20 protein-coding genes are annotated in these 23,993 nt (G+C 70.5%); 14 read left to right on the plus strand and 6 right to left on the minus strand.

Annotation, left to right across the window (positions count from 1 at the left end):
- Nucleotides 1-166 precede the first annotated feature (166 nt).
- Complete coding sequence (locus AB0915_RS07945; protein WP_366690255.1) at nt 167-934, plus strand: chaplin; 768 nt, start codon at nt 167-169, stop codon at nt 932-934.
- Nucleotides 935-1,004: 70 nt separating this feature from the next.
- On the opposite strand, the gene AB0915_RS07950 is transcribed toward AB0915_RS07945, so the two are convergent.
- Nucleotides 1,005-1,193 (minus strand): DUF5703 family protein, encoded by a 189-nt coding sequence (locus AB0915_RS07950; protein WP_358863119.1) that lies wholly within the window; start codon nt 1,191-1,193, stop codon nt 1,005-1,007.
- A 47-nt stretch (nt 1,194-1,240) separates the two neighbouring features.
- On the opposite strand from AB0915_RS07950, the gene AB0915_RS07955 reads away from it, so the two are divergent.
- Nucleotides 1,241-1,900, plus strand: coding sequence for a hypothetical protein (locus AB0915_RS07955; RefSeq protein WP_366690256.1), 660 nt, complete (start codon nt 1,241-1,243; stop codon nt 1,898-1,900).
- 233 nt (nt 1,901-2,133) lie between these two features.
- Here the strand turns inward: AB0915_RS07955 and AB0915_RS07960 are convergent, their stop codons facing one another.
- Entirely contained in the window at nt 2,134-4,377 is a 2,244-nt protein-coding gene (locus AB0915_RS07960) for an ATP-dependent RecD-like DNA helicase (protein ID WP_366690257.1), read from the minus strand.
- Complete coding sequence (locus AB0915_RS07965) at nt 4,374-5,357, minus strand: aldo/keto reductase (RefSeq protein ID WP_366690258.1); 984 nt, start codon at nt 5,355-5,357, stop codon at nt 4,374-4,376. Before AB0915_RS07965 ends, AB0915_RS07960 begins: the two co-directional genes overlap by 4 nt.
- Before the next feature lie 140 nt (nt 5,358-5,497).
- Here AB0915_RS07965 and AB0915_RS07970 point away from each other — a divergent pair, with 140 nt between their 5' ends.
- Together AB0915_RS07970 and AB0915_RS07975 are read left to right on the plus strand one after the other, a co-directional pair.
- Complete coding sequence (locus tag AB0915_RS07970) at nt 5,498-6,547, plus strand: LLM class F420-dependent oxidoreductase (protein ID WP_366690259.1); 1,050 nt, start codon at nt 5,498-5,500, stop codon at nt 6,545-6,547.
- A gap of 196 nt (nt 6,548-6,743) precedes the next feature.
- Entirely contained in the window at nt 6,744-7,532 is a 789-nt protein-coding gene (locus AB0915_RS07975) for a ferritin-like domain-containing protein (protein ID WP_366690260.1), read from the plus strand.
- A 188-nt stretch (nt 7,533-7,720) separates the two neighbouring features.
- Here the strand turns inward: AB0915_RS07975 and corA are convergent, their stop codons facing one another.
- Nucleotides 7,721-8,716 carry a magnesium/cobalt transporter CorA gene (gene corA, locus AB0915_RS07980; RefSeq protein WP_366690261.1) on the minus strand — a complete coding sequence of 332 codons (996 nt, stop codon included), beginning with the start codon at nt 8,714-8,716 and terminating at the stop codon, nt 7,721-7,723.
- A 59-nt stretch (nt 8,717-8,775) separates the two neighbouring features.
- Between corA and AB0915_RS07985 the strand changes: the two genes are divergently transcribed.
- The 5 genes from AB0915_RS07985 (at nt 8,776) to AB0915_RS08005 (ending at nt 15,584) form a co-directional block, all read left to right on the plus strand.
- Nucleotides 8,776-9,486 carry a histidine phosphatase family protein gene (locus tag AB0915_RS07985; protein WP_366690262.1) on the plus strand — a complete coding sequence of 237 codons (711 nt, stop codon included), beginning with the start codon at nt 8,776-8,778 and terminating at the stop codon, nt 9,484-9,486.
- 106 nt (nt 9,487-9,592) lie between these two features.
- Nucleotides 9,593-10,183, plus strand: a complete 591-nt coding sequence (locus AB0915_RS07990; protein WP_030918365.1) for a DUF3090 domain-containing protein — start codon at nt 9,593-9,595, stop codon at nt 10,181-10,183.
- Nucleotides 10,147-10,992, plus strand: coding sequence for an SCO1664 family protein (locus AB0915_RS07995; RefSeq protein WP_366690263.1), 846 nt, complete (start codon nt 10,147-10,149; stop codon nt 10,990-10,992). The genes AB0915_RS07990 and AB0915_RS07995 overlap by 37 nt, the downstream gene beginning before the upstream one ends.
- Nucleotides 10,993-11,200: 208 nt before the next feature.
- Entirely contained in the window at nt 11,201-12,430 is a 1,230-nt protein-coding gene (gene mshC / locus AB0915_RS08000; RefSeq protein ID WP_366690264.1) for a cysteine--1-D-myo-inosityl 2-amino-2-deoxy-alpha-D-glucopyranoside ligase, read from the plus strand.
- Nucleotides 12,431-12,539: 109 nt separating this feature from the next.
- Nucleotides 12,540-15,584 carry an NPCBM/NEW2 domain-containing protein gene (locus AB0915_RS08005; RefSeq protein WP_366690265.1) on the plus strand — a complete coding sequence of 1,015 codons (3,045 nt, stop codon included), beginning with the start codon at nt 12,540-12,542 and terminating at the stop codon, nt 15,582-15,584.
- 58 nt (nt 15,585-15,642) lie between these two features.
- Here AB0915_RS08005 and AB0915_RS08010 read toward each other — a convergent pair whose 3' ends face one another.
- The gene (locus AB0915_RS08010) at nt 15,643-16,692 is read right to left on the minus strand and encodes a PAC2 family protein (RefSeq protein ID WP_366690266.1); all 1,050 of its coding nucleotides are present in this window, start codon (nt 16,690-16,692) and stop codon (nt 15,643-15,645) included.
- Between the two features lie 420 nt (nt 16,693-17,112).
- Here AB0915_RS08010 and AB0915_RS08015 point away from each other — a divergent pair, with 420 nt between their 5' ends.
- From AB0915_RS08015 to AB0915_RS08035, 5 genes are all read left to right on the plus strand, one after another.
- The gene (locus tag AB0915_RS08015) at nt 17,113-18,456 is read left to right on the plus strand and encodes an L-fuconate dehydratase (protein WP_366690267.1); all 1,344 of its coding nucleotides are present in this window, start codon (nt 17,113-17,115) and stop codon (nt 18,454-18,456) included.
- Entirely contained in the window at nt 18,456-19,235 is a 780-nt protein-coding gene (locus AB0915_RS08020; protein ID WP_366690268.1) for an SDR family oxidoreductase, read from the plus strand. Before AB0915_RS08015 ends, AB0915_RS08020 begins: the two co-directional genes overlap by 1 nt.
- Nucleotides 19,236-19,308: 73 nt before the next feature.
- A complete protein-coding gene (locus AB0915_RS08025) occupies nt 19,309-20,349 on the plus strand; it encodes a sugar ABC transporter substrate-binding protein (protein ID WP_366690269.1) in 1,041 nt (346 codons plus the stop codon).
- A gap of 2 nt (nt 20,350-20,351) precedes the next feature.
- Complete coding sequence (locus AB0915_RS08030; protein WP_366690270.1) at nt 20,352-21,875, plus strand: sugar ABC transporter ATP-binding protein; 1,524 nt, start codon at nt 20,352-20,354, stop codon at nt 21,873-21,875.
- Entirely contained in the window at nt 21,872-22,924 is a 1,053-nt protein-coding gene (locus AB0915_RS08035; protein WP_366690271.1) for an ABC transporter permease, read from the plus strand. The genes AB0915_RS08030 and AB0915_RS08035 overlap by 4 nt, the downstream gene beginning before the upstream one ends.
- A 57-nt stretch (nt 22,925-22,981) precedes the next feature.
- Here AB0915_RS08035 and AB0915_RS08040 read toward each other — a convergent pair whose 3' ends face one another.
- Nucleotides 22,982-23,653: a FadR/GntR family transcriptional regulator gene (locus AB0915_RS08040; RefSeq protein WP_037700470.1), complete on the minus strand. Its 672-nt coding sequence runs from the start codon at nt 23,651-23,653 to the stop codon at nt 22,982-22,984.
- Between the last annotated feature and the right edge of the window lie 340 nt (nt 23,654-23,993).

Genomic DNA, 23,993 nt, shown 5'->3' on the forward strand with positions numbered 1-23,993 from the left:
CCTCGGTGCCGTCGTTGAAGTCGCCCATGAGGACGAGGTCGCCGTCGAGGGCTGCCAGACCCTCGGCGATCCGGGGCACGCCATGCGCTCCGGGGCCGCTGGGCATTCCGCCCCCGCACGGTCACGTCCGGGGGTAATCCGGAAGGTAGAAGGCAGGGAACAACCTATGCGACAGGTCACGCGTAAAGGCCTGATGACCATGGCGGCAGCGGGCGGGGTGCTCGCGCTGAGTGGCGGATACGCACACGCCGACGCGGGAGCGGTCGGCGACGCGTCGAATTCCCCGGGGTTGCTGTCGGGGAATTCGGTGGAGATCCCGGTCGACATCCCGGTCAACGTATGCGGTAACTCCGTGAGTGTTGTCGGACTGCTCAATCCAGCGGCCGGAAACGCTTGTGGAAACGGTTTGGGAAACAGTTCGGGGAACAGTGCCTCGGGGCGGCACGGCTCGGGTGCGCAAGCATCGGGCCGCCACGCAGCGGCCGACCGCGGCATGGGCGACCTGACCCGCGAGTACCGCGCCGGAACAGGCAAGCACCGGGCCGGGGGCAACGGAAGCGTCAGCGGCGCCACGGCCGAGGGGTACGCGAACGGGTCGCCCGGCATCCTCTCGGGCAACACCATCCAGATCCCCGTCGACGTCCCCGTGAATGCCTGCGGGAGCAGTGTCACCATCGGCGGACTGCTCGGCTCCGCAACCGGCAGCACGTGCGAGAACGACCCCGTGAGTACGCCCCCGGTGGACGTTCCGGTCATCCCGCTCACCCCCGAGAAGCCCGAAGTACCCGGACCGCGAGGCGTGCCGAACGCGCCCGAGCCCCAGCTCGCCCACACCGGAGCGGGCGGGCTCGACCTGCTGCTCCCCGCGGGCGCGGGTCTGCTGCTGGCGGGCGCGGGTACGGTGCTGTACCGCCGCTCCCGTATGGCCGCATAACAACGGGCTGCAGCACCGGAACAGGCCGGACGGAGACGAGCGGGCCCCGCGGATGCGGGGCCCGCTCGTCTCACCAGGTGGCGCGTATCTGGCGAATGATCCGCCGACGCAGACGCACCCTGCGGCTGCCGTCGCGGCGCAGCGTCAATCGGTCCAACTCCCAGTGGCCGTACTCGGCATGGTCGGTCAGCAGGCGGGCGGTTTCCTTCCGGGAGACCCCGCGTGGTACGTACACATCGACAAATTCGTATTCCGGCATCGCATCTATTGTGCGGGCAGAGGCCGTCTACGGATAGCGTCTGCACTATGTCTGATGCTGCGCAGCCCACCGCTGCCGAGGTACGCGCCGCCGCCGATGCGGTCAAAGCCGCGCTCGACCATCACCTCGCGGCGGTCGAGCGCCGGTCCGGGGACGACGACCCCGCCGTCTACGAAGCGTTCAATGCACTGGCCGCTGCGGCCGAGGTCTACGACGAACTCCTCTACGACCGCTACGACGAGGTCACTCCATTCGAGATCCCCGGCGCCGACGACTCCCTGCCGCCGTACAGCGGTCCCGAGGAGCCGAAGGCGCTCAGCGTGCTGATCCGCCGCGACTACGCGGTGGTGGAGCCCTCCCGGCTGCTCGCCCAGGCGCAGCAGATCGCCAACCCGGACCCGGACGGCCGCGCCAACGGGACCGGCGCCGTGGTCGGCGCCAGTGTCCATGCGGCGCTCGGCGTGCTCTTCGGTGAGTACGAACCGGACGAGATCGCCTCCCGGCACCAGGAGTTCGGCCTGGAAGAAGGAGACTCCACGCTCTGGGTCGCCGCGGCGGAAGAGCTTCCCGAGCCGGGGGAGTGGCTCAGTGCCCCGTTCGACGAGGCCGACCCTCAACTGGTGGTGTGCCGCTTCGACGTCAGTTCCGTCTTCGACGAGGACGAACTCGACGAGGAGCTGGACGACCTGGCGGCCGACAGCTCCTGACCGTGTGCTGTTGGTGACAGGAAGCCGTCGCCGGTGCCCCGCCCAGGGCACCGGCGACGCACCGGACGCCGCGCGGCCGCCCTTCGGGCGACGACGGCAGTTCGACGACAGCGCCCAAGGGCTGTGCCGTCAGGGATTTCGGGACCCCTTACGGCCGCCCCCCGCGACAGGGAGTGGGCTCCCGACGCCCTGCGACTCCGTTCGCTGATCCACTCCTCTCGCGGGGCAGGCCGTCAGGTGGCGGCCGTCTGCTGCGCCTCCAGCAGGGCGCGCAGCCGGGTCGTGCGGTTCTGGGACGGAGGCAGGGCCACCGCGCGCGGCAGCGCCTGATCCACCCCGTGCACCACGGAGAGATGCCGCTCGCCGCGGCTGAACGCGGTGTACACCCAGGCCCGGCTCAGCCCCTGAGCCGCGTCACCGGGCAGCACGACGACGACCGCGGGCCAGCGCATCCCGGCCGCCTGGTGGGCGCTGAGGGCCCAGCCGTGGCGCACGGACGGCTCCACCCGCTCCTGCGGTACGACGACCGGCGTGCCCGCACAGTCCAGATGCAGTCCCTCGGCGTCGGCCGAGACGACCGTCCCGGGCACGGTCCTGCCGGGCGTCGGGACGTGTACGACCCGGTCCCCCGGGTCGAAGCCGCCGAACCGGCCGGGACCGGGGTTGAGACGATGCTTGAGTGCCGCGTTCAGCGCGCGGGTGCCCGCCGAGCCGCCGTGCCCGACAGTGATCACCTGGGTGTCGGCCGACGGGACGCCGATCGCACGCGGCACCGAGTCGGCGACCAGTTGGACGGTGCGGTGCACCGCCTCGCCGGCGTCCTGCACGGGGACGATCACCACCTCCTTGCCGGGGGCCGCCACCTGGTTCAGCTCGCCGATTCCGATCCCGGAGACCAGCTCGCCGATCGGACCGGGATCCGGCGTGCGGGATACGACCTGCGGGCAGGCGCGGGCGGCCAGGACGTCCGCGAACACCCGCCCCGCACCTGCCGAGCCCAGCACGCCCGGGTCGCCGCTGAGCACCAGCCGGGCGCCGTCGGGGAGGGACTCCACCAGAATCGCGGCGGTTTCCACGTCCAGTTGCGGGGCGTCCAGCACGACCAGCAGATCGACGGCGATCGCCCCGTCCGCGTCCCGGCCGGGGCCCTCCGCGCCGGAGAGCAGCCCGGCGAGGGTGACGGCCGCCGACGGCTCGTCGAGCGCCTCGGCCAGCCGCCGTCTGCCGTCCACGCTGTGGGTGGCGCCGAGGGCCCGCAATCCGAGGGCGCGGGCTGCGACGATCAGCGCGGCGGGTTCCGCCCGCGCCGCGTCGCCGCCCGTGTGCGCGACCAGGCCACCGGCCGCGACCGCACGGATCAGCTCGGCCGCCGACGGGGAACCGGCGGCCGCGGCCGCCTCCGACCAGTCGGCGTCCTTCTCGCAGGCGTTGGCCAGCCGGGCCAGGCCGTCGGCGAGGCTCTCCTCGGCCAGCGCGTACCGCTCGAGACCGAGCAGCACCGGGGCCGGCTCCTGCCCGGCCCCGTCCGCCGCCTCGTCCCCGGGCTCTGCATCCCCGTCCGCTTCCTGGTCGTCCGGACCGTCCTGGAAGGCCAGCACGACGCCCTCGGCGAGGGCGTGCTGCACGGCCGCCTCCGGGTCGGTCACCGCACGCTCGGCGAGCGCGGCACGCACCGCCGTCGTGTCCAGCGCGGTGTGGCCCTGCAGTGCGGCGCGCTCCAGTAGCCAGCCGACCAGCGCCGCCGTCCGCCGCTCGTCGTCCGGACCGCACGCGGCGCCCAGCAGGGCCCTTGCGAAGCCGTCCGCCTGCTCGGGCCGGACGGTGGGTACGGCCAGCAGCTGCCACGGGTCCGCGCGCAGCACGTCGGCCGCCTGCGCGCCGAGCGTCTCCGCCGCCGGGACCGCCAGGGTTTCGGGTGCCCCGCCCTCTGCCAGGACGGCCGTCACCGCGGCCACGGCCTCCGGAGAGGCACCCTGCGGTGCGAACACCGGCTCGGGTTCCCGGGGGCGTACCGGCGCGGGAGCGGCGCGGCGCGGTGCCGGTGCGGGCGAGTCGAAGAACGCGGCGCCGGGCTTCTCGCCGCTCTCCACGGCACGCACCGCTGCCAGCAGGTCGGCGGCCTGCCCGCTCAGCTTGGCGCCCGCAGCGATCGGGCCCTGCTTCTCGGCCTTGCGCTTCTCGATCCGCTCCCGCAGCTCCCGCTGGGCGGCCAGCTCGGCCTCGGCCTCCGAGAGCGCGGCGGCAGCGGACTCCGCGCCGGCGTCCGTCACGCCGACCGCATCCGTCTTGTCGGCTCCCTTTGGGGCAGCCGGCTCCGCTGTCCCGTCCGCCTCCTCCGCCTCGCTCGCGTCGGCCTCCACGTCCTCGGCCACGTCCTCGGCGGGCGGGGCGGGTTCGGCGGCAGCGGAGCCGGCGACGTCGGTGTCGTCGTCGGCGGCCGAGGGGCCGGGGGATTCCCCCCGGGGAAGCGCAGTCACAGCGTGCTCCAGTCCTGGTCGGGATAGCGGTGCACGGGCGCCGACACATCGTCGAGCGCCTGGCAGATCTCGTCAGGAAGACTAAGCGCCTCCACTGACAATGCCTCCGTGAGCTGCCGTGCGTTGCGCGCGCCGACGATCGGGGCCACCACTCCGGGACGGTCCCGCACCCAGGCGAGAGCCACCTGCAGCGCCGTCGTGGCCAGCCCGTCGGCCGCCGTCGCCACCGCGTCCACGATGCGGCTCGCCGGGTCGTCGAGATACGGCTCGACGAACGGGGCCAGCAGTTCGGAGGCGCCGCGCGAGTCGGCCGGGGTGCCCGTGCGGTACTTGCCGGTCAGCACCCCGCGGCCCAGGGGCGACGACGGCAACAGCCCCACGCCCAGATCGAGTGCGGCGGGCAGCACCTCGCGCTCCACGCCCCGCTGCAGCAGTGAGTACTCCATCTGCGTACTGGCCAGCCGGGTGCGCGCCCCGGGCGAGGCGAGCTGCCAGGTCGCCGCCTTGGCGAGCTGCCAGCCGCAGAAGTTCGACACCCCGACGTACCGTGCGCGCCCGGTGGACACCGCCAGCTCCAGCGTCTGAAGGGTCTCCTCCAGCGGAGTCACCGGGTCGAAGGCGTGGAGCTGCCACAGATCCACGTAGTCCGTACCGAGCCGTTCCAGCGAGGCGTCCAGTGCGGCCAGCAGATGACCACGCGAGCCGTCGAAGCGGTGGTACGGGTCGGCCACGCTGCCCGCCTTCGTCGCGATGACCAGATCGCGCCGCGGCACCAGACCTTCGACGAGCCGCCCCAGCAGATATTCGGCCTCCCCGCCGCCGTACACATCGGCCGTGTCGACCAGCGTGCCGCCCGCCTCCCAGAAGGCCTTCAGCTGTTCGGCGGCGTCGTGCTCGTCGGTGTCCCGGCCCCAGGTGAGGGTGCCGAGCCCGATCCGGGACACTCGAAGGCCGGTGCGGCCGAGATGCCTCTGCTCCATGGGCGCTGAGATTACTGGCCAGAGCCCCACGGGGAGGAAGCCTGTGGACAACCCGGGGTCAAGTCGCCCCTGCCGGATCCGGGTGGTGCGCGCTAGAGTCCGGACCACAGGGACGTTACTGATCAGTAAGGGGAGCGGCTATGCGGCTCGGCATCAATCTCGGCTACTGGGGCGCGGGAATGGACGGCGACAACCTCGCCGTCGCCCAGGAGGCCGACCGGCTCGGCTACGACGTCTGCTGGGCGGCCGAGGCGTACGGCTCCGACGCGCCGACCGTGCTCACCTGGGTCGCCGCCCAGACCGAGTCCATCGACGTCGGCTCCGCGATCATGCAGATCCCGGCCCGCCAGCCCGCCATGACGGCGATGACCGCTGCCACCCTCGACTCGCTCTCCGGCGGCCGGTTCCGTCTCGGCCTCGGTGTGTCGGGACCGCAGGTCTCCGAGGGCTGGTACGGCGTCAAGTTCGACAAGCCGCTGGCCCGCACCCGGGAGTACGTGGAGATCGTCCGCCGGGCGATGTCCCGCGAGCGGCTCTCGTACGAGGGCGAGCACTGGACGCTTCCGCTGCCGGACGGTCCCGGCAAGCCCATCAAGCTCACCGTCCACCCGCAGCGCGAGCACATTCCGCTCTACATCGCCGCGATCGGCCCGAAGAACCTGGAGCAGACCGGCGAGATCGCCGACGGCGCGCTGCTGATCTTCCCGTCCGCCGACCATCTCGAGGACACCGCGGTGAAGCACCTGCGGGCGGGCCGCGAGAAGGCCGGGAAGACCATGGACGGCTTCGACGTCTGCCCGACGCTGCCGCTCGCCGTCGGTGACGACATCAACGCACTCGCCGACATGTTCCGCCCGTACACCGCGCTGTACGTCGGCGGCATGGGCAGCCGCAAGCAGAACTTCTACAACCAGCTCGCCCAGCGCATGGGGTACGAGAAGGAAGCCGCCGAGATCCAGGACGCATACCTGTCCGGTGACAAGACCGGCGCCGCCGCCGCCGTACCGCACCAGCTGATCGACCAGACCACGCTGCTCGGTTCGGTCGATCGCATCGCGGAGCGCATGCAGGCCTACGCCGCCGCCGGTGTCACGACCCTGACCCTCGCTCCGGCCGGTTTCACCCGCGAGGAGCGGATCGCCGCGCTGCGCGCCGGCACGGACGCGCTGGAGCGGTCCGGCCTGGCGTAACCGCTCGCGGGCAGCACTACGGCCGTGGTGGGGGCTCGGGGGTCCTCCCCGCCACGGCCGTTACGCAGCACAACGCGCCCGGCCCCCATCGGTTACGCGGCACCCGTTCGGCCCTGCCGGAGATGCCTCCTGTTGCCTGCTCTCCCGTGCCGCATTTGAATTTGCTTCTGCGGACACCGGTACGGAGGCGCCAGCGATGCTCTCGGCAAAGAACCTGTTCCAGGAGATTCTCGACAACGACGAGTCGTTCCGGCTCTTCTGTTCGATCGCCGCAGGTGGCGAGAGTCAGGGCGGCTGGGAGAACGGCCGTATCGCGGCCCTGGCCCCCGAGAGCCAGCGCGCCCTCGTTCCCAAGATCGTCCGGCACGGCGCCGACGAGGACAAGCACGGCCGGATCTTCCACGCCCTGCTGAAGAAGCGCGGGCTGCGGCCGGCCGAGGTGCCGCACGAGACGGATTACACGATGCTGCTGGAGAAGCACGGCATCGGCCTCGCCCACGAGCAGCTGATACGTGACGAGCCGCTCTCCGAGCTCGACATCGTCACGTATCTGGCGCACAGCCGAGTCACCGAGCAGCGCGCCTCCGAACAGATGAAGACGCTCCACAAGTATTTCGCCGACCACCCCGACGTGGGCCGTGCGGTGAAGATGATCTTGAACGACGAGGACAACCACCTGGCGTACTGCCACGAAGAGCTGCTCCGCCTCGCCCGCGCCGGACACGGCCGGACGATCCAGCGGGTCCTGCGCGAGTGCGCCCTCGCCGAGATCCGGGTGTACCGCGATGTCAGCCTCGCTGTGATGGCCCACATGGGCCGCATCCTGGGCTGGTCCAGGGCCAGGAGGGTGGTGCTCGCCGCGGGGATCCACGGCGTCTACGTGTACGAACGGCTCGTCGGCTGGCGGCGCATGGTCAGCCTGGAACCGCCCGAGCGGCGCGACGCGCTGGGCGGCCCGGCGGTACCGGCGCCCGAGTACGCCTAAGACCGTCCGGCACATGGGAGGCGGCGTCGCGGGGCTGGGCACGCGCACCTGCGGCGTTGTCGCCAGTCAACAACACTCCGCGTTGCCTCCCTCCTCCGCCTTGCAGCTGCCCGCACCCAGCCCCGCTCCTTCTGCCACCCCCCATGTGCCGGTCGGTCTGAGCCGCGCCTTCGGCGGGCAGCCCGACGTCAGAGCCAGCCGTGGTGCCTGAACAGGCGGTGCAGGCCGAAGACCGCGCAGCCCATCAGCCCGATCACCGTCGGGTAGGTCCACGCCCAGCGCAGCTCCGGCATGTGCTCGAAGTTCATGCCGTAGATCCCTGCCACCATCGTCGGTACGGCCGCCATGGCGGCCCACGCCGAGATCTTCCGCATGTCGTCGTTCTGCCGCAGCCCCGTCTGCGCCAGATGCGCGGAGAGGATGTCGGAGAGCAGCCGGTCCAGCCCCTCCACGTGCTCGTTGGCGCGTGTCAGATGGTCGCTCACGTCGCGGAAGAACGGCTGCGAGTGCTCGTCGACGAACGGCACGGTGGCGCCTGCCAGCCGGACCATGGGCGCGTTCAGCGGGCCGGTGGCCCGGCGGAACTCCAGCACCTGCCGCTTGAAGGTGTAGATGCGCGACGCGATGTTCTTGGTGTCGATGGTGCTGCTCGGTGAGAACACCTCGGTCTCCAGTTCCTCCAGGTCGACCTGGAGTTCCGCGGCCACATCGATGTAGTGGTCGACGACGGCGTCGCTGACCGCGTACAGGACCGAGGTGGGGCCGTGCTTGAGCACCTCGGGATCGGCCTCCAGCCGACGGCGTACCTCGGCGAGCGGCGCGCCCTCCCCGTGCCGGACCGTCACGACGAACGAATCACCTATGAAGACCATCAGCTCGTCGGTGGTGACGGTGTCGTCCTCGGGTTCGTACACCACCGGCTTGATGACCACGAAGAGGGAGTCGTCGTACACCTCCAGCTTCGGCCGCTGGTGCGCGCTCAGCGCGTCCTCCACGGCCAGTGGATGCAGCCCGAACTCGCTGCTGACGAGGTCGAACTCCTTCTCCGTGGGCTCGTGCAGCCCGATCCAGAGAAACGCGTCCCCGGTGGCCCGTGCCTCGTCGAGGGCGTCGGAGAAGTCGGCAGGTCCGTCGGTACGTCGCCCATCCCGATAAATCGCGCAATCCACAATCACGGCGCGCATTCTTCCCTGCTCCGGTCCCCGACGCATCTCCTCGGGGACATCGGCCTACGCTGGCCCGTATGCCCACCCTGATCCTCGTACGCCACGGACGCTCCACCGCCAACACGGCCGGGGTCCTCGCCGGCCGGACCCCCGGTGTCGCGCTCGACGAGCGCGGCGTCGCGCAGGCCGCCGCGCTCGTCGAGCGGCTGGCCTCCGTGCCCCTCGCCGCCGCCGTCAGCAGCCCGCTGCAGCGCTGCCGGGAGACTCTGCAGCCGCTGCTCGACGCCCGGCCGGGGCTGCCGCTGCACACCGAGGAGCGGATCAGTGAATGCGACTACGGCGACTGGGCGGGGCGCAAACTCGCGGAACTCACCGACGAGCCCCTGATGTCCGTCGTGCAGCAGCACCCCTCAGCGGTGGCCTTTCCCGGCGGTGAGTCGATGCGGGCGATGCAGGCGCGCGCCGTCGAGGCCGTACGGGAGTGGAACGCCCGGATCGAGGCCGAGCACGGTGACGGCGCGGTGTACGTGATGTGCTCGCACGGCGACATCATCAAGTCCGTCGTCGCCGACGCGCTCGGGATGCATCTCGACCTCTTCCAGCGGATCCAGGCCGAACCCTGCTCGGTCACCGCGATCCGCTACACACGGCTGCGGCCCTTCCTGCTGCGACTGGGCGACACCGGGGACTTCGCGTCGCTGGAGCCGCGCGAGGCGAGCGCCGGCGCGGCCACGGATACGGAAGCAGGTACGGATGCGGTGGTCGGTGGCGGCGCTGGGGCGCCGTGATCGCTCCGCGCAGTAGGGTGGACGCGCCGTAGGCGCCCTTCCCTCCGGGACCCTCCCGGAACCCGGCCGCCCCTCATTTGCCGTCAATTCTCAAGGGAGACAGGACGTGTCCCGTCAGGTGTTCCTCTACGACCCCCCGGACCGTTTCGTGGCCGGTACGGTCGGGCTGCCTGGACGCCGTACGTTCTTCCTGCAGGCTTCCTCAGGCGGACGTGTCACCAGCGTGGCCCTGGAGAAGACCCAGGTCGCCGCGCTTGCCGAGCGGATCGACGAACTGCTCGACGAGGTCGTGCGGAGGACCGGCGGGAACTCGCCGGTGCCCGCAGTGGCCCCGATGGACGTCACCGACACCGCTCCGCTCGACGTGCCCGTCGAGGAGGAGTTCCGGGTCGGGACGATGGCTCTCGCCTGGGACGGCGAGGAACAGCGCATGATCGTCGAGGCACAGGCCCTGGTCGAGCTCGACGCGGACTCCGACGACGATCTCGCGGAGGCCGAGGAACGGATGCTGCAGGACGAGGAGAACGGTCCACCGATGCTCCGGGTCCGGCTCAGCGGCGCGCAGGCGCGGGCGTTCGCCAAGCGCGCCCTGGACGTCGTGAACGCCGGACGTCCGCCGTGCCCGCTGTGCAGCCTGCCGCTCGACCCGGAAGGACACGTGTGCCCGCGCCAGAACGGATACCGACGGGGAGCCTGACGGACACCCGGCTGATCACCCTGCTCACCGAGGGACAGCTCACCGTCCGCGGTCAGATCCGTGACGCGTCCAATGCGGTGCTCTACTGCACGGTCGCGTACGAGGGCGAGGAGCGCACCTGCGTATACAAGCCCGTCGCCGGGGAACAGCCGTTGTGGGACTTCCCCGACGGCACGCTCGCCGGGCGCGAGGTCGCCGCGTACGAGATCTCCGAGGTGACGGGATGGGGGCTGGTGCCGCCGACCGTGCTGCGGGACGGGCCGTACGGGGAGGGGATGTGCCAGCTGTGGATCGAGGCGCCCTCGGAGGCATCCGCGGACGGTGAGCCTCCGCTGTTGGCGCTCGTCGAGGACGAGGAGCCGGGGGACGGGTGGAAGGCCGTCGCCCAGGCCGACGTGGGCGAGGGGAGGACGGCTCTGCTGGTGCACGCGGACGATCCGCGGCTGCGGCGGCTGGCAGTCCTCGACGCGGTGATCAACAACGCCGACCGGAAGGGCGGGCACCTGCTGCCGGCGACGGACGGCCGGCTGTACGGCATCGACCACGGAGTGACGTTCAACGCGGACGACAAGCTGCGGACACTGCTCTGGGGGTGGGCGGGGGAACCGCTGACGGCCGAGGCCGTCGACGTGCTGGACCGGCTGGCGGAAGAGCTGGCGCCGGGGACGGCGCTGGTCACCCGACTGGCGGAGCTGATCACTGCGGTGGAGATCGATGCGTTGCGGGGGCGGGTGGAGGCGCTGCGGATGACGGGGCGGCACCCGGGGCCGAGTGGCGGGTGGCCCGCGATCCCCTGGCCACCGGTGTGACGGGCCGGGGGCCGTTACCGCCGTCCGAGGGGGCCTGTGAGCCTCGCACAGGCCGTCCGGCGGCGGAGGCCGCGGGCCGGGGCAGAGCCGCGGTTCCGGGAAGCGGCGGGGTGCGGGAGCGGTCACCGCGGAAGCGCAAGACCGTCTCTTCGGCCAGGATCCCGTATCCGGTTCGTATCCGGAAGCAACGTCCGGTTACGCTCATGACATGCATGCCTGGCCCGCTTCTGAGGTCCCCGCCCTGCCTGGCAAGGGCCGCGACCTTCGGATCCACGACACCGCGACCGGCGGACGGATCACTCTTGACCCCGGTCCCGTCGCCCGCATCTACGTCTGCGGCATCACGCCGTACGACGCGACCCACATGGGTCATGCGGCGACCTACAACGCGTTCGACCTCGTTCAGCGCGTGTGGCTCGACACCAAGCGGCAGGTTCACTATGTCCAGAATGTGACCGACGTGGACGATCCGCTGCTGGAGCGGGCCGTGCGCGACGGTCAGGACTGGACCGAGCTCGCCGAACGCGAGACAGCCCTCTTCCGCGAGGACATGACCGCCCTGCGCATGCTTCCGCCGAAGCACTACATCGGCGCGGTGGAGGCGATACCCGGCATCGTCCCACTCGTCGAACGGCTCCGGGACGCCGGTGCCGCCTACGAGCTCGACGGAGACGTGTACTTCTCCGTCGAGACCGACCCGCACTTCGGCGAGGTGTCCAACCTGGACGCCGAGGCGATGCGGCTGCTCTCCGCAGAGCGCGGGGGCGACCCGGAGCGCCCGGGGAAGAAGAACCCGCTCGACCCGATGCTCTGGATGGCCGCCCGCGAGGGTGAGCCGAGCTGGGACGGTGCCTCGCTCGGTGCCGGCCGGCCCGGCTGGCACATCGAGTGCGTGGCCATCGCCCTGGACCACCTCGGCATGGGCTTCGACGTCCAGGGAGGCGGGTCCGACCTCGCCTTCCCGCACCACGAGATGGGCGCCTCGCATGCCCAGGTGCTGACCGGCGAGCACCCGTTCGCCCAGGCGTACGTGCACGCCGGCATGGTCGCTCTGGACGGCGAGAAGATGTCCAAGTCCCGGGGCAACCTGGTCTTCGTGTCGACGCTGCGCCGCGACGGCGTGGATCCGGCCGCGATCCGGCTGGCGCTGCTCTCGCACCACTACCGGTCGGACTGGGAGTGGACCGACCAGGTGCTCGCCGACGCCGTCCAGCGGCTCGCACGGTGGCGTTCCGCCGTCTCCCGGCCCGACGGACTGTCCGCCGACGCCCTCGTCGAAGAGGTCCGTGAGGCCCTCGCCGACGACCTGGACGCACCGGCCGCTCTGGCTGCCGTGGACCGCTGGGTCGAGCGCCAGAACGCCGAGGGCGGTACGGACGAGGGTGCACCGGGCCTCGTCTCGCGCACCGTCGACGCACTGCTGGGTGTCGCGCTGTAACAACCCGTCTTTCTCCGCCTGTTGGCCGGCCTCGGACTTCTCTACGAAGTTCGGGGCCGGTCCCGTTTTATCCATGGTCAAATGCTCGCTGTTGCGCTAAAAGCTCCCTATGCAATCATCAACGCGCATCAGGATGGTGGCAGTTGCAGCTCTGCTGGGACTGGCCGCCGTGTTTGCGGGACCCGGCAGCGCACAGGCCGAACCCGCCGCGCCCGAGGCCACGACGGTCGGTGATCTGAGCGGCTTCTCCGCCGACGGGTCCGTCTACCACCTCAGAGCCGGCTCCGCCGAGGCCCGGGTCAGCTTCGTCACCGACGAGACCTTCCGTATCGAACTGGCCCCGGACGGTACGTTCTCCGACCCGACCGGCGACGAGATCGTCCTGCCGCAGGGCGCCCCGCCGCACACCCGGTGGAACGAGAAGAGCGACCGGTACGAGCTGTCCACCGACAGCGTCACGCTGCGCGCCTACAAGTCGCCGCTGCGCTTCGAGCTCCACCGGGCGGACGGCAGCCTCGTCTGGTCCGAGGCCAAGGGGCTGAGCTGGGACGGGAAGCGCACCACCCAGACGCTGGCCCGCGGCGCCGACGAGCAGTTCTACGGTGCAGGCATGCAGAACGGGCGCGGCAACACCTCGCACCGCGACAAGACCGTCGAGGTCGGCGTCGACTACAACTGGAACGACGGCGGTCACCCCAACTCCGTGCCGTTCTACCTCTCCTCCGCCGGGTACGGCGTCTTCCGCAACACCTACGCGCCCAACACCTACGCGTTCACCGACCCGGTGACCACCAGCGCGAAGGAACAGCGCTTCGACGCCTACTACTTCGCCGGCGACGACGCCAAGGACGTCATCGGGCAGTACACGAAGCTCACCGGCAAGCCCTTCCTGCCGCCCGTGTACGGGATGGAGATCGGCGACTCCGACTGCTACCTGCACAATGCCAACCGCGGTGAGCGCCACACCCTGGATGCCCTGAAGGTCGCCGACGGTTACGTCGAGCACGACATGCCGAACGGCTGGATGCTGGTCAACGACGGTTACGGCTGCGGCCACGAGGACCTCGCCGAGACCACCAAGGGTCTCCAGGACCGCGGCATGCAGCTCGGCCTGTGGACCGAGGACGGCATCGACAAGATCGCCGACCAGGTCAAGGCGGGCCAGCGGGTCGCCAAGCTGGACGTCGCCTGGGTCGGCGCGGGCTACAAGTTCGCGCTGGACGGCTGCAAGGACGCCTACAAGGGCATCGAGGACAACAGCGACGCCCGCGGCTTCACCTACGCCCCGGAGAGCTGGGCGGGCGCGCAGCGCTGCGGCGTCCAGTGGTCCGGTGACCAGTCCGGCACCTGGGACTACATCCGCTGGCAGATCCCGACCTACGCGGGTGCCACGATGTCTGGACTCGCCTACACGACGGGCGACGTCGACGGCATCTTCGGCGGCAGCGCCAAGACGTACACCCGTGACCTCCAGTGGAAGATGTTCCTGGGCACCACGATGACGATGGACGGCTGGGCGGCCAGCGACAAGCAGCCCTTCCGTTACGGCGAGCCCTACACCTCCATCAACCGCGACTACCTCAAGCTCAAGGAGTCGCTGCTGCCGTACCAGTACTCGTACGCGCACGAGGCGACCAAGACCGGCGTCGGCATGGTCCGCCCGCTCGTCCTCGAATATCCGGACGACCCGAAGGCCGCGACGGACGCGGCGAAGTACGAGTTCATGTCCGGCGAGGACTTCCTGGTCGCACCCGTCTACCAGGACAGCACCCACCGCGACGGGATCTATCTGCCGAAGGGCACCTGGATCGACTACTGGAGCGGCCGCACCTATCAGGGGCCCACCACCGTCGACAACTACAGCGCCCCGCTCGACACCCTGCCGCTCTTCGTGAAGGCCGGAGCCAGTGTGCCGATGTGGCCGGGCATCCGCTCGTACCAGGACCGGACCGCCGACTCCTCGCTGGCCTGGGACATCTACCCGCAGGGTGCGTCCTCCTTCACGCTCTACGAGGACGACGGTGTCACCCGGCAGCACCGTGACGGCAGGTACGCCACCCAGCGGGCGGACGTCGACGCACCCGTCCGGGGCGCGGGCGATATCACTGTGAACATCGGTGCGAGCAAGGGGGACTTCACCGGAAAGCAGAGCAGGCGGCCGTACGAGTTCAGCGTGCACACCGGGTCCGCGCCGAGCGCGGTGAAGCTCGACGGCAAGCTGCCCCGGCTGGGTTCCGCGGCCGCGTACAAGAACGCGAAGCAGGGCTGGTGGTACGACCGGGACGACCGCGGCGGAGTCGTGAAGATCAAGACAGCGCCGCTCTCCACCGGCAAGAAGTTCAGTGTGAAGTTGGAGGACACCAGCGCCGTCGGCGGGAAGAACGCGGCCGCCACGGCCGTCGTCTCCGCGCCGGACGGGCAGGAGGTCGGGGCGGGCGTCGCGGGCACGGTGGCCGTCGATGTCACCGCGGGCAGCGCCGATGTGACGGACGCCGCGGTCAGCCTGGACGTCCCTGAGGGCTGGCAGGTCACCCCGGCGAACACCGTGGACCGGATCCCGGCGGGCACCACCCGGCGGGTCGAGGTGGCGGTCACCCCGGCGAAGGACGCCACAGGCGAGGCCCGGATCACCGCGCTCGCCCGTTACCGGGCGGCGGGCGAATCCCGTACCACCGTCCAGCGGTTCGCGGCCGCGGTGATGCCCGAGCCGCCGACCGCCGACACCTGGGCGAGCGACATGGTGTGGCTGAAGTCGACCAACGGCTACGGCCCGGCCGAACGCGACCGCAGTAACGGCGAGTCGGGCGCGACCGACGGACACACTCTCACCCTCGCCGGGAAGACCTACGCGAAGGGGATCGGCAGCCACGCCGACTCCGACATCGAGGTCTATCTCGGCGGACGCTGCACCACGTTCACCGCGGACGCCGGGATCGACGACGAGATCAACGGCTACGGCGAAGTGGCGTTCTCCGTCGAGGCGGACGGCAAGGTGCTGTGGACCTCGCCGAGGGTGACCGGGGCATCGGCCACCGTGCCGGTCGATGTGGACGTCACCGGTGCGCGCCATGTGCATCTGAAGGTCACCGACACCAACGGATCCAAGACCGGTGACCACGGCGACTGGGCCGCGGCGCGCTTCAGCTGCTCCTGAGAAGCCGGTTGGGCAGTGATGCGCCGGGCGGGTCGAGTGCCCGCCCGGCGCACCGCCGTCAGTCCTCCGATGAATCTTCGGAGTCGTTGTCGTCGCCGGAGGGTTGCTCCTGAGCGGGCTCACCAGAGGTTCCCGGTGATGTCCCCGTCTCCGGCCGCGACGGCTTGGGCGGCCTGGTGCGGCCGCTCGACGTGTCGCGCAGATACGAGGCGTCGCCGCCCTCCGTCGCATGCCCGCCCGGCGCCTGACCCGGTCCGGAGCCCGGGCCGATGTCCCGGCGCCGCAGATACCGCTCGAACTCCCGGGCGATGGCTTCGCCCGTCGCCTCGGGAAGCTCCGCGGTGTCCCGGGCCTCCTCCAGCGTCTGCACGTACTCCGCCACTTCGCTGTCCTCGGCGGCCAGTTGATCGACCCCGAGCTGCCAGGCCCGCGCGTCCTCAGGCAGTTCGCCCAGCGGGATGCGCAGTCCGAGCAGGTCCTCCAGGCGGTTCAGCAGCGCCATGGTGGCCTTCGGGTTGGGCGGCTGCGACACGTAGTGCGGCACGGCCGCCCAGAGGCTCACCGCGGGCACACCCGCATGCGTGCACGCCTCCTGAAGGATGCCGACGATGCCCGTTGGTCCCTCGTACCGGGTCTCCTCCAGATCCATGGTCCGTGCCAGATCCGGGTCGGAGGTGACTCCGCTGACCGGCACCGGGCGGGTGTGCGGGGTGTCGCCGAGCAGCGCGCCCAGCACCACCACCATCTCGACGCCCAGCTCGTGGGCGAAGCCCAGGATCTCGTTGCAGAACGAGCGCCAGCGCATCGACGGCTCGATACCGCGGACCAGGACGAGATCGCGGGGTTTGTCCCCGCCGATACGGACCACGGAGAGCCGCGTAGTGGGCCAGGTGATCTTGCGTACCCCGCCGTCCAGCCAGACCGTCGGCCGGTTGACCTGGAAGTCGTAGTAGTCCTCGGCGTCGAGCGCCGCGAACACCTCGCCCTTCCACTCCCGGTCCAGGTGCGCGACCGCTGTGGAGGCGGCGTCACCTGCGTCGTTCCACCCCTCGAACGCGGCCACCATGACCGGGTCGATCAGCTCGGGAACCCCCGCGAGCTCGATCACCCAGGCCTCCTTCCGAAGTTCCCTTGCGTACGAACCAACCTTACGGCCTCCCCCGCGGCAGGGAGTGGGCTCCCGGCGCCCTGCGGTTCCGCTGGTGGCGTTGTCGTCGGTCACCGGCGCTCCGCGGCGACTCCGTCCTCCGCCTTGCCATCGAAGCCGCACAACGCCGCTCACTGCCCCACTCCCTCTCGCGGGGGAGGCCGTTACGGCGTCGGGGCATCATCGCCGCAGTCCCTGTCCATGGCCGGGTGAGCCTGGCCCCAGGGGGGTGCATCACCGGCCCAACCGGGGCGCCGGCCTCCGAATTCATCCGAGCTGTGTCCGGTCAATTTCGGCTCAACTCTGGACGTTGGCGCCTTCATGGCGCTATACATCGGATGACCGGAACAGAGGTCCGATGTTATTCCCCTGGGGGCGCACATGAGCCAGACCGTCACGGACTTCGAGGTCCACGACATCCGTTTCCCGACCTCGGAGCAACTGGACGGCTCGGACGCCATGAACCCCGATCCCGACTACTCCGCCGCCTATGTCGTACTGCGTACGGATGCCCCGGACGGCTCGGACGACGACGGAGCCGGTATCGAGGGTCATGGCTTCTGCTTCACCATCGGGCGCGGCAACGAGGTGATGGCGGCCGCGATCGACGCGCTGCGCCCGTACGTGGTCGGCCGCCCGGCCCCCCGTACCGCCGCCGATCTCGGCGCGCTGTACCACGAGCTCACCCATGACTCGCAACTGCGCTGGCTCGGCCCGGAGAAGGGCGTGATGCACATGGCGGCGGGCGCGGTCGTCAACGCCGCCTGGGACCTGGCCGCGAAGCAGGCGGGCAGACCCGTCTGGCAGTTCCTTGCCGAAATGACTCCGGAGGAGCTCGTCTCCCTCGTCGATTTCCGCTATCTCACCGACGTCCTCACCCCGGATGAGGCCCTCGAGATCCTCCGGACGGCCGAACCGGGCCGCGCCGGGCGAGCCGAACGGCTGCGTGCCGAGGGCTACCCCGCGTACACCACGTCGCCCGGCTGGCTCGGCTACGCCGACGACAAGCTGGTCCGACTGGCGAAGGAGGCCGTCGCGGACGGCTTCACCCAGATCAAGCTGAAGGTCGGCGGAGACCTCGGCGACGACGTGCGCCGGCTCTCCCTGGCCCGCGAGGCCGTCGGACCGGACATCAGGATCGCCGTCGACGCCAACCAGCGGTGGGACGTTGCCGACGCGGTGGAGTGGATGACCGCGCTCGCGCCGTTCGACCCGCACTGGATCGAGGAGCCGACCAGCCCCGACGACATCCTCGGGCACGCCGCAGTCCGGGCCGGGCAGCCGGTCAAGGTCGCCACCGGTGAACACGTCGCCAATCGCGTCGTGTTCAAGCAGCTGCTTCAGGCCGGCGCCGTCGACTTCGTCCAGATCGACGCGGCGCGCGTCGCGGGCGTCAACGAGAACCTGGCGATCCTGCTGCTCGCCGCCAAGTTCGGCGTACCGGTCTGCCCGCACGCGGGCGGTGTCGGACTGTGCGAGCTGGTGCAGCATCTGTCGATGTTCGACTACGTGGCGGTCTCCTGCAGCTGGGAGAACCGCGTGATCGAGTACGTCGACCACCTCCACGAACACTTCGCCGACCCCATCGTGATCGAAGGGGGCCGCTACGTCGCCCCGACCTCCCCGGGATTCTCCGCCCGGATGCTCCCCGACTCGATCGCCGCACACCGTTACCCGGAGGGCCCCGTATGGCAGGCCCGCCGCACGCCCGAGGAGGCCAACTGATGACCGCCACAAGCGACTTCGACGGGATGTCCGCCCTGGTGACGGGCGGCGCCTCCGGTATCGGGGCCTCCGTCGCGACGCTGCTGCTGGAACGCGGCGCGCGCGTGGCCGTGCTCGACCGGGAGACCGCGGGCGCCCCCGAGGGCGCCCTCGCCGTGAAGGCGGACGTCACCGACGACGACGCCGTGCGCGAGGCGGTCGACCGGGCAGCCGCCGAACTGGGCTCGCTGCACACCGTCGTGTCCAACGCGGGCATCGGCTCGATCGGCACCGTCGAGGACAACGCCGACGACGAGTGGACCCGGGTCCTGGACATCAATGTCCTCGGCATGGTCCGCACCGCCCGGCACGCCCTGCCCCATCTGCGGCGTGCGGCGGCCGACCGGCCCGGCGCCGTCTCGATCACCCACACCTGTTCCATCGCGGCGACCGCCGGACTGCCGCAGCGCGCCCTGTACAGCGCCAGCAAGGGCGCGGTGCTCTCGCTGACCCTCGCCATGGCCGCCGATCACGTCCGCGAAGGTGTTCGCGTCAACTGCGTCAACCCTGGCACCGCGGACACCCCGTGGATCGGCCGGCTCCTCGGCCAGGCCGACGACCCGGCCGCCGAACGCGCCGCACTCAACGCCCGCCAGCCGCTGGGACGACTCGTGTCGGCCGACGAGGTCGCCGCCGCGATCGTCTACCTCGCCAGCCCCGCCGCCGCCTCCGTCACGGGCACGGCGCTCGCGGTCGACGGCGGCATGCAGGGCCTGCGCCTGCGGCCCGCCGGCAACTGATCCACCCCACCGAGCACGAGCCGCACCACCCAATCGAGCACCGAGCCAGTACTCCACAAAGGACGGGACATCAATGAGAGTGCGTACGACGAGTGCGGCAGCCTGCGCCGTGCTGCTGGCCGTCACTGCCCTCGCGGGCTGCAACCGCGAGTCCACCGATGGCGGCGCGGGCGCCGGGAAGGTCGGTATCGACCTGCCGCGCAGCGACAGCGACTTCTGGAACTCGTACCAGAACTACGTCGAGCAGGGCGTCAAGTCGGGTGAGGTCAAGGCACTGCCGCTGACCAACTCGCAGAACGACATCGGCAAGCTCGTCGCCAATGTCCAGACGTTCACCGACCAGGGCGCCAAGGCCGTCGTGATGGCCCCGCAGGACACCGGCGCCATCGCCGAGTCGCTGAACTCGCTGAACGACAAGAAGATCCCGGTCATCAGCGTCGACACCCGCCCCGACAAGGGCAACGTCTACATGGTCGTCCGCGCCGACAACAAGGCGTACGGAACCAACGCCTGCAAGTACCTCGGCGAGCAGCTGAAGGGCAAGGGCAAGGTCGTCGAGTTCCAGGGCGACCTGTCCTCGATCAACGGCCGCGACCGGTCCGAGGCGTTCAAGGCCTGCATGGACAAGGACTACCCGGGCATCAAGGTCTTCGAGCTGGCCACCGACTGGAAGGGCGACGTCGCGTCCGCCAAGCTCCAGTCCACTCTCGCCGCGAACCCCGACATCAACGGCATCTACATGCAGGCCGGCGGTGTCTTCCTGCAGCCGACCCTCGCGCTGCTGGAGCAGAAGAAGCTGCTGAAGCCGGCCGGTACGGCGGGCCACATCACGATCATCTCCAACGACGGCATCCCGGAGGAGTTCGACGCCATCAGGGCGGGCAAGATCGACGCGACGATCTCGCAGCCCGCCGACCTGTACGCGAAGTACGCGCTGTACTACGCCAAGGCGGCACTGGACGGTAAGACCTTCAAGGAGGGACCGACCGACCACGACTCGAACATCATCAAGATCCCGAACGGCTTCGAGGACCAGCTTCCCGCGCCCCTGGTGACCAAGGACAACGTCGACGACCCGAAGCTGTGGGCCAATCAGCTGGAGAAGAAGAGCTAGCCATGGACCAGGAACCACCACCTGCCGTACAGGCGGAAGGCGTCGTCAAACGCTTCGGGCCCACCGTGGCGCTCGACGGTGTGCAGCTCACCGTGCAGCCCGGGGAGTCCCATGCCCTCGTCGGCCGTAACGGCGCGGGAAAGTCCACGCTGGTCAGCGTCCTGACGGGGCTGCACAAGGCGGACGCGGGCACGGTCCGCTTCGGCGGGGAGCCCGCGCCCGCCTTCGGGGACACCACAGCCTGGCAGTCGAAGGTCGCGTGCGTCTACCAGAAGTCCATGGTCGTCCCCGATCTGACCGTCGCCGAGAACCTCTTCCTCGGCCGGCTGGACGACGAGTCGCGGTGGATCAGCTGGGGGAGGCTCCGCAGGCGCGCGGAGCAGCTCCTCGCCGAGTACGGGGTCGAGGTCGACCCCAACACCCGGGCCAGGGATCTGGCCGTGGAGCAGCGGCAGTTCGTCGAGATCGCCCGGGCGCTGTCCTTCGGCGCCCGGCTGATCATCCTCGACGAACCGACCGCCCAGCTCGACGCCCGTGGCATCGGGCGGCTCTTCGACAAGCTCAGGGAACTGCAGAGCCAGGGAGTGGCGTTCCTGTTCATCTCCCACCACCTGCAGGAGGTGTACGACCTGTGCACCGCGGTCACCGTCTACCGTGACGCCCGCCACGTCCTGACCGCCCCGGTCGCCGACCTCACCAAGACCGAACTGGTCACGGCGATGACGGGCGAGAAGGGCAGCGGACCCGCCGCCTGGCACGCGGGCGGTGACAGGGCAGCGGTACGGGACGCGTCGGCTGAGCCCGTTCTGCGCACCGAAGGGCTCTCCCTGGAGGGCCAGTTCGAGCCGCTGGACCTCCAGGTCCGCCCCGGCGAGGTGCTCGGTCTCGCCGGATCCGCGGCGAGCGGCAACACCGCGCTCGGTGAGACGCTCGCGGGGATGCGGAAGGCCGGCGGCGGCACGGTCTACGTACACGGGAGAACGGTGCCGTCCGGCAGCGTGCCGCACGCGCTGGACGCCGGGATCGGATACATCCCCGAGGACCGGCACGACCAGGGCCTCGTCCTGGGCCGCAGCGTCGCCGAGAACGCCACCCTCACGGTCACCGACCAGCTCGGCCCGTGGGGGACCGTACTGCCCTCCCGCACCAGGGAGTTCGCACGGTCGATGATCGAGTCGCTGGACATCAAGACACAGGGACCCGAACAGCCCGTCGCCGGGCTGTCGGGCGGCAACCAGCAGAAGGTGGTGGTCGCCCGCGCACTGGCCCGCAAGCCGAGCGTGCTCGTCGCGGTCCGGCCCACCGCGGGTGTGGACGTCAAGTCCAAGGACTCGCTGCTCGGCGTCGTCCGGCGGGTCGCCGACGAGGGCAATGCCGCAGTCGTCGTCTCGGACGAGCTGGACGACCTGCGGGTCTGCGACCGGGTGCTCGCCCTGTTCCACGGGCGCGTGGTCGGGGCGTTCGGAAGCGGGTGGACCGACGGGGAACTCGTCGCCGCCATGGAAGGTGTGGGGGAAAGGGAATGACCGGCACGATACGGCCGACGACGGCCGACGACATCAACGGGGGACTGGGGGGCGGGTTCGGCGGCGACAGCCCGCTGAGCCGGCTCAAGCTGATCCGGTGGAGCGACTTCTCGCTGGTGCCGGTGATCCTGGTGCTGATGGTGATCGGCTTCATCGTCTCGCCGGTCTTTCTCACCTCCGACAACCTGATCAGCGTCGTCCAGCAGTCCTCCGAACTCAGCCTGCTGGTCCTCGGCCAGGCCCTGATCCTCATCTGCGGACGGATGGACCTGTCGCTGGAGTCGACGATCGGCATCGCGCCCGTCGTCGCCATGTGGCTGGTGCTGCCCACCGAGGGCGGCCGCTTCGCCGGCCTTGGCCTGCTGCCCGCCTGGTCGGCGATCCCGCTCTGCCTGCTGGTGGGGCTCGCGATCGGTGCGATCAACGGCTTCCTGATGCTGAAACTGCGGGTCAACGGCTTCATCGCCACGCTCGGCATGCTCACCATGCTGCGCGGACTCCACATCGGCATCACCGAGGGCAAGTCCATCACCGACGTCCCGGAGTCGTTCCGCTACCTCGGCAAGAGCGAATGGCTCGGCGCACCGGCCGCGGTCTGGATCTGCCTCGTGCTCTTCGCGATCGGCGGCGCGGCGCTGGCCTGGCTGCGCCACGGACGTTCGCTGTACGCGATCGGGGGCAACCCGGAAGCGGCGCGGGCCGCGGGCATCCGGGTCGACCGGGTCACCTGGATCGTGCTCGCCATCGGCGGTCTGCTGGCGGCCTTCGCGGGCATCCTCTACACCGGCCACTACGGGGCGGTCGCCGCGACCCAGGGCAACGGCTGGATCTTCCAGGTGTTCGCCGCGGCGGTCATCGGCGGCATCAGCCTCAAGGGTGGTCGTGGCACGCTGTTCGGTGCGCTGACCGGCGTACTGACGCTGCAGCTGGTGGTCAATGTGATGACCCTCGGCGGCGTCCCGGCGCTGTGGAACCAGTTCCTCAACGGCGCCATCATCATCGTCGCCCTGGTCATCTCGCGCTTCGCGAGCGGCGAGAAGCAGGACTGAACCGGGGTCCGTACGGGCCGGTGCGCGGAACCCTCCGCGCACCGGCCCGTACACATGTCACAGCGTCGACCTCAGCCACTGCTCCACGCTCGCCACATGCACCGTCGCCCAGGCCCGCGCAGCCTCCGCGTCCCGGTCCCGCAGCGCCGACACGATCGCCCGGTGCTCGTGCAGCGTCCGGCTGACCGCGTCCTCCTGCGTCAGTCCGCGCCAGACACGGGCCCGCGTCGTCGGCCCGGAGAGACCGTCGAGCAGCGAGCAGAGCACCGAATTACCGGACGACTGCACGATGCCGCGGTGGAACTCCAGGTCGCAGGCGACCAGCTCCTCCACCGACGGCTGCGCGCCCAGCGCGTCCAGCTGGGAGCTCAGCACATCCAGCTGCGCCTCGCTGATCCGCGTCGCCGCCATCGCCGTCGCCGCGGGCTCCAGGATCCGGCGGACCGCCAGGAACTCCAGCACCGTGTCGTCGCGGTGGAAGTCCACGACGAAGCTCAACGCCTCCAGCAGCAGCTGCGGGTCGAGGCTGGTGACGTACGTGCCGTCGCCCTGCCGGACGTCGAGGATGCGGATCAGCGACAGGGCGCGGACGGCCTCCCGCAGCGAGTTGCGGGAGAGCCCGAGCTCCGCCGCGAGTTCGCTCTCCTTGGGCAGCCGGTCGCCTGGCCGCAGCGCACCCGAGACGATCATTCCCTTGATCTTCTCGATCGCCTCGTCGGTGACAGCCATGACGGTCCTCCTGGATTCGGACGGGATCAGACCCCGGCACAAGACATCCGATGTATCCCTTCATTATGGGGGTCGGATCAGACGGAAGAACCCCGTCTGCCAGAGGAGCTGATCGATCGCTCCGTTCCCGAGCGTCGAGGCAGCCTCGTGCCGTACCACCGGAGCGACTTCCTCCGCGAAGCGCTGCAGCGTCCCGATCTGTTCGGGGTGGCTCGGCCCCAACCCGCTCGATGCGGTGTAGGGCACGTCCACCGGCGCCCCAGGTCACAGCGGTTACGCGGGCGGGGGCGGCTCCCCCCGTGGGAACCGCCCCCGCCCGCGTGTGCCTCGGCCCTTGCCG

The sequence above is a fragment of the Streptomyces sp. NPDC048411 genome (assembly GCF_040704695.1).
In the GTDB taxonomy this organism is placed as follows: Bacteria; Actinomycetota; Actinomycetes; order Streptomycetales; family Streptomycetaceae; genus Streptomyces.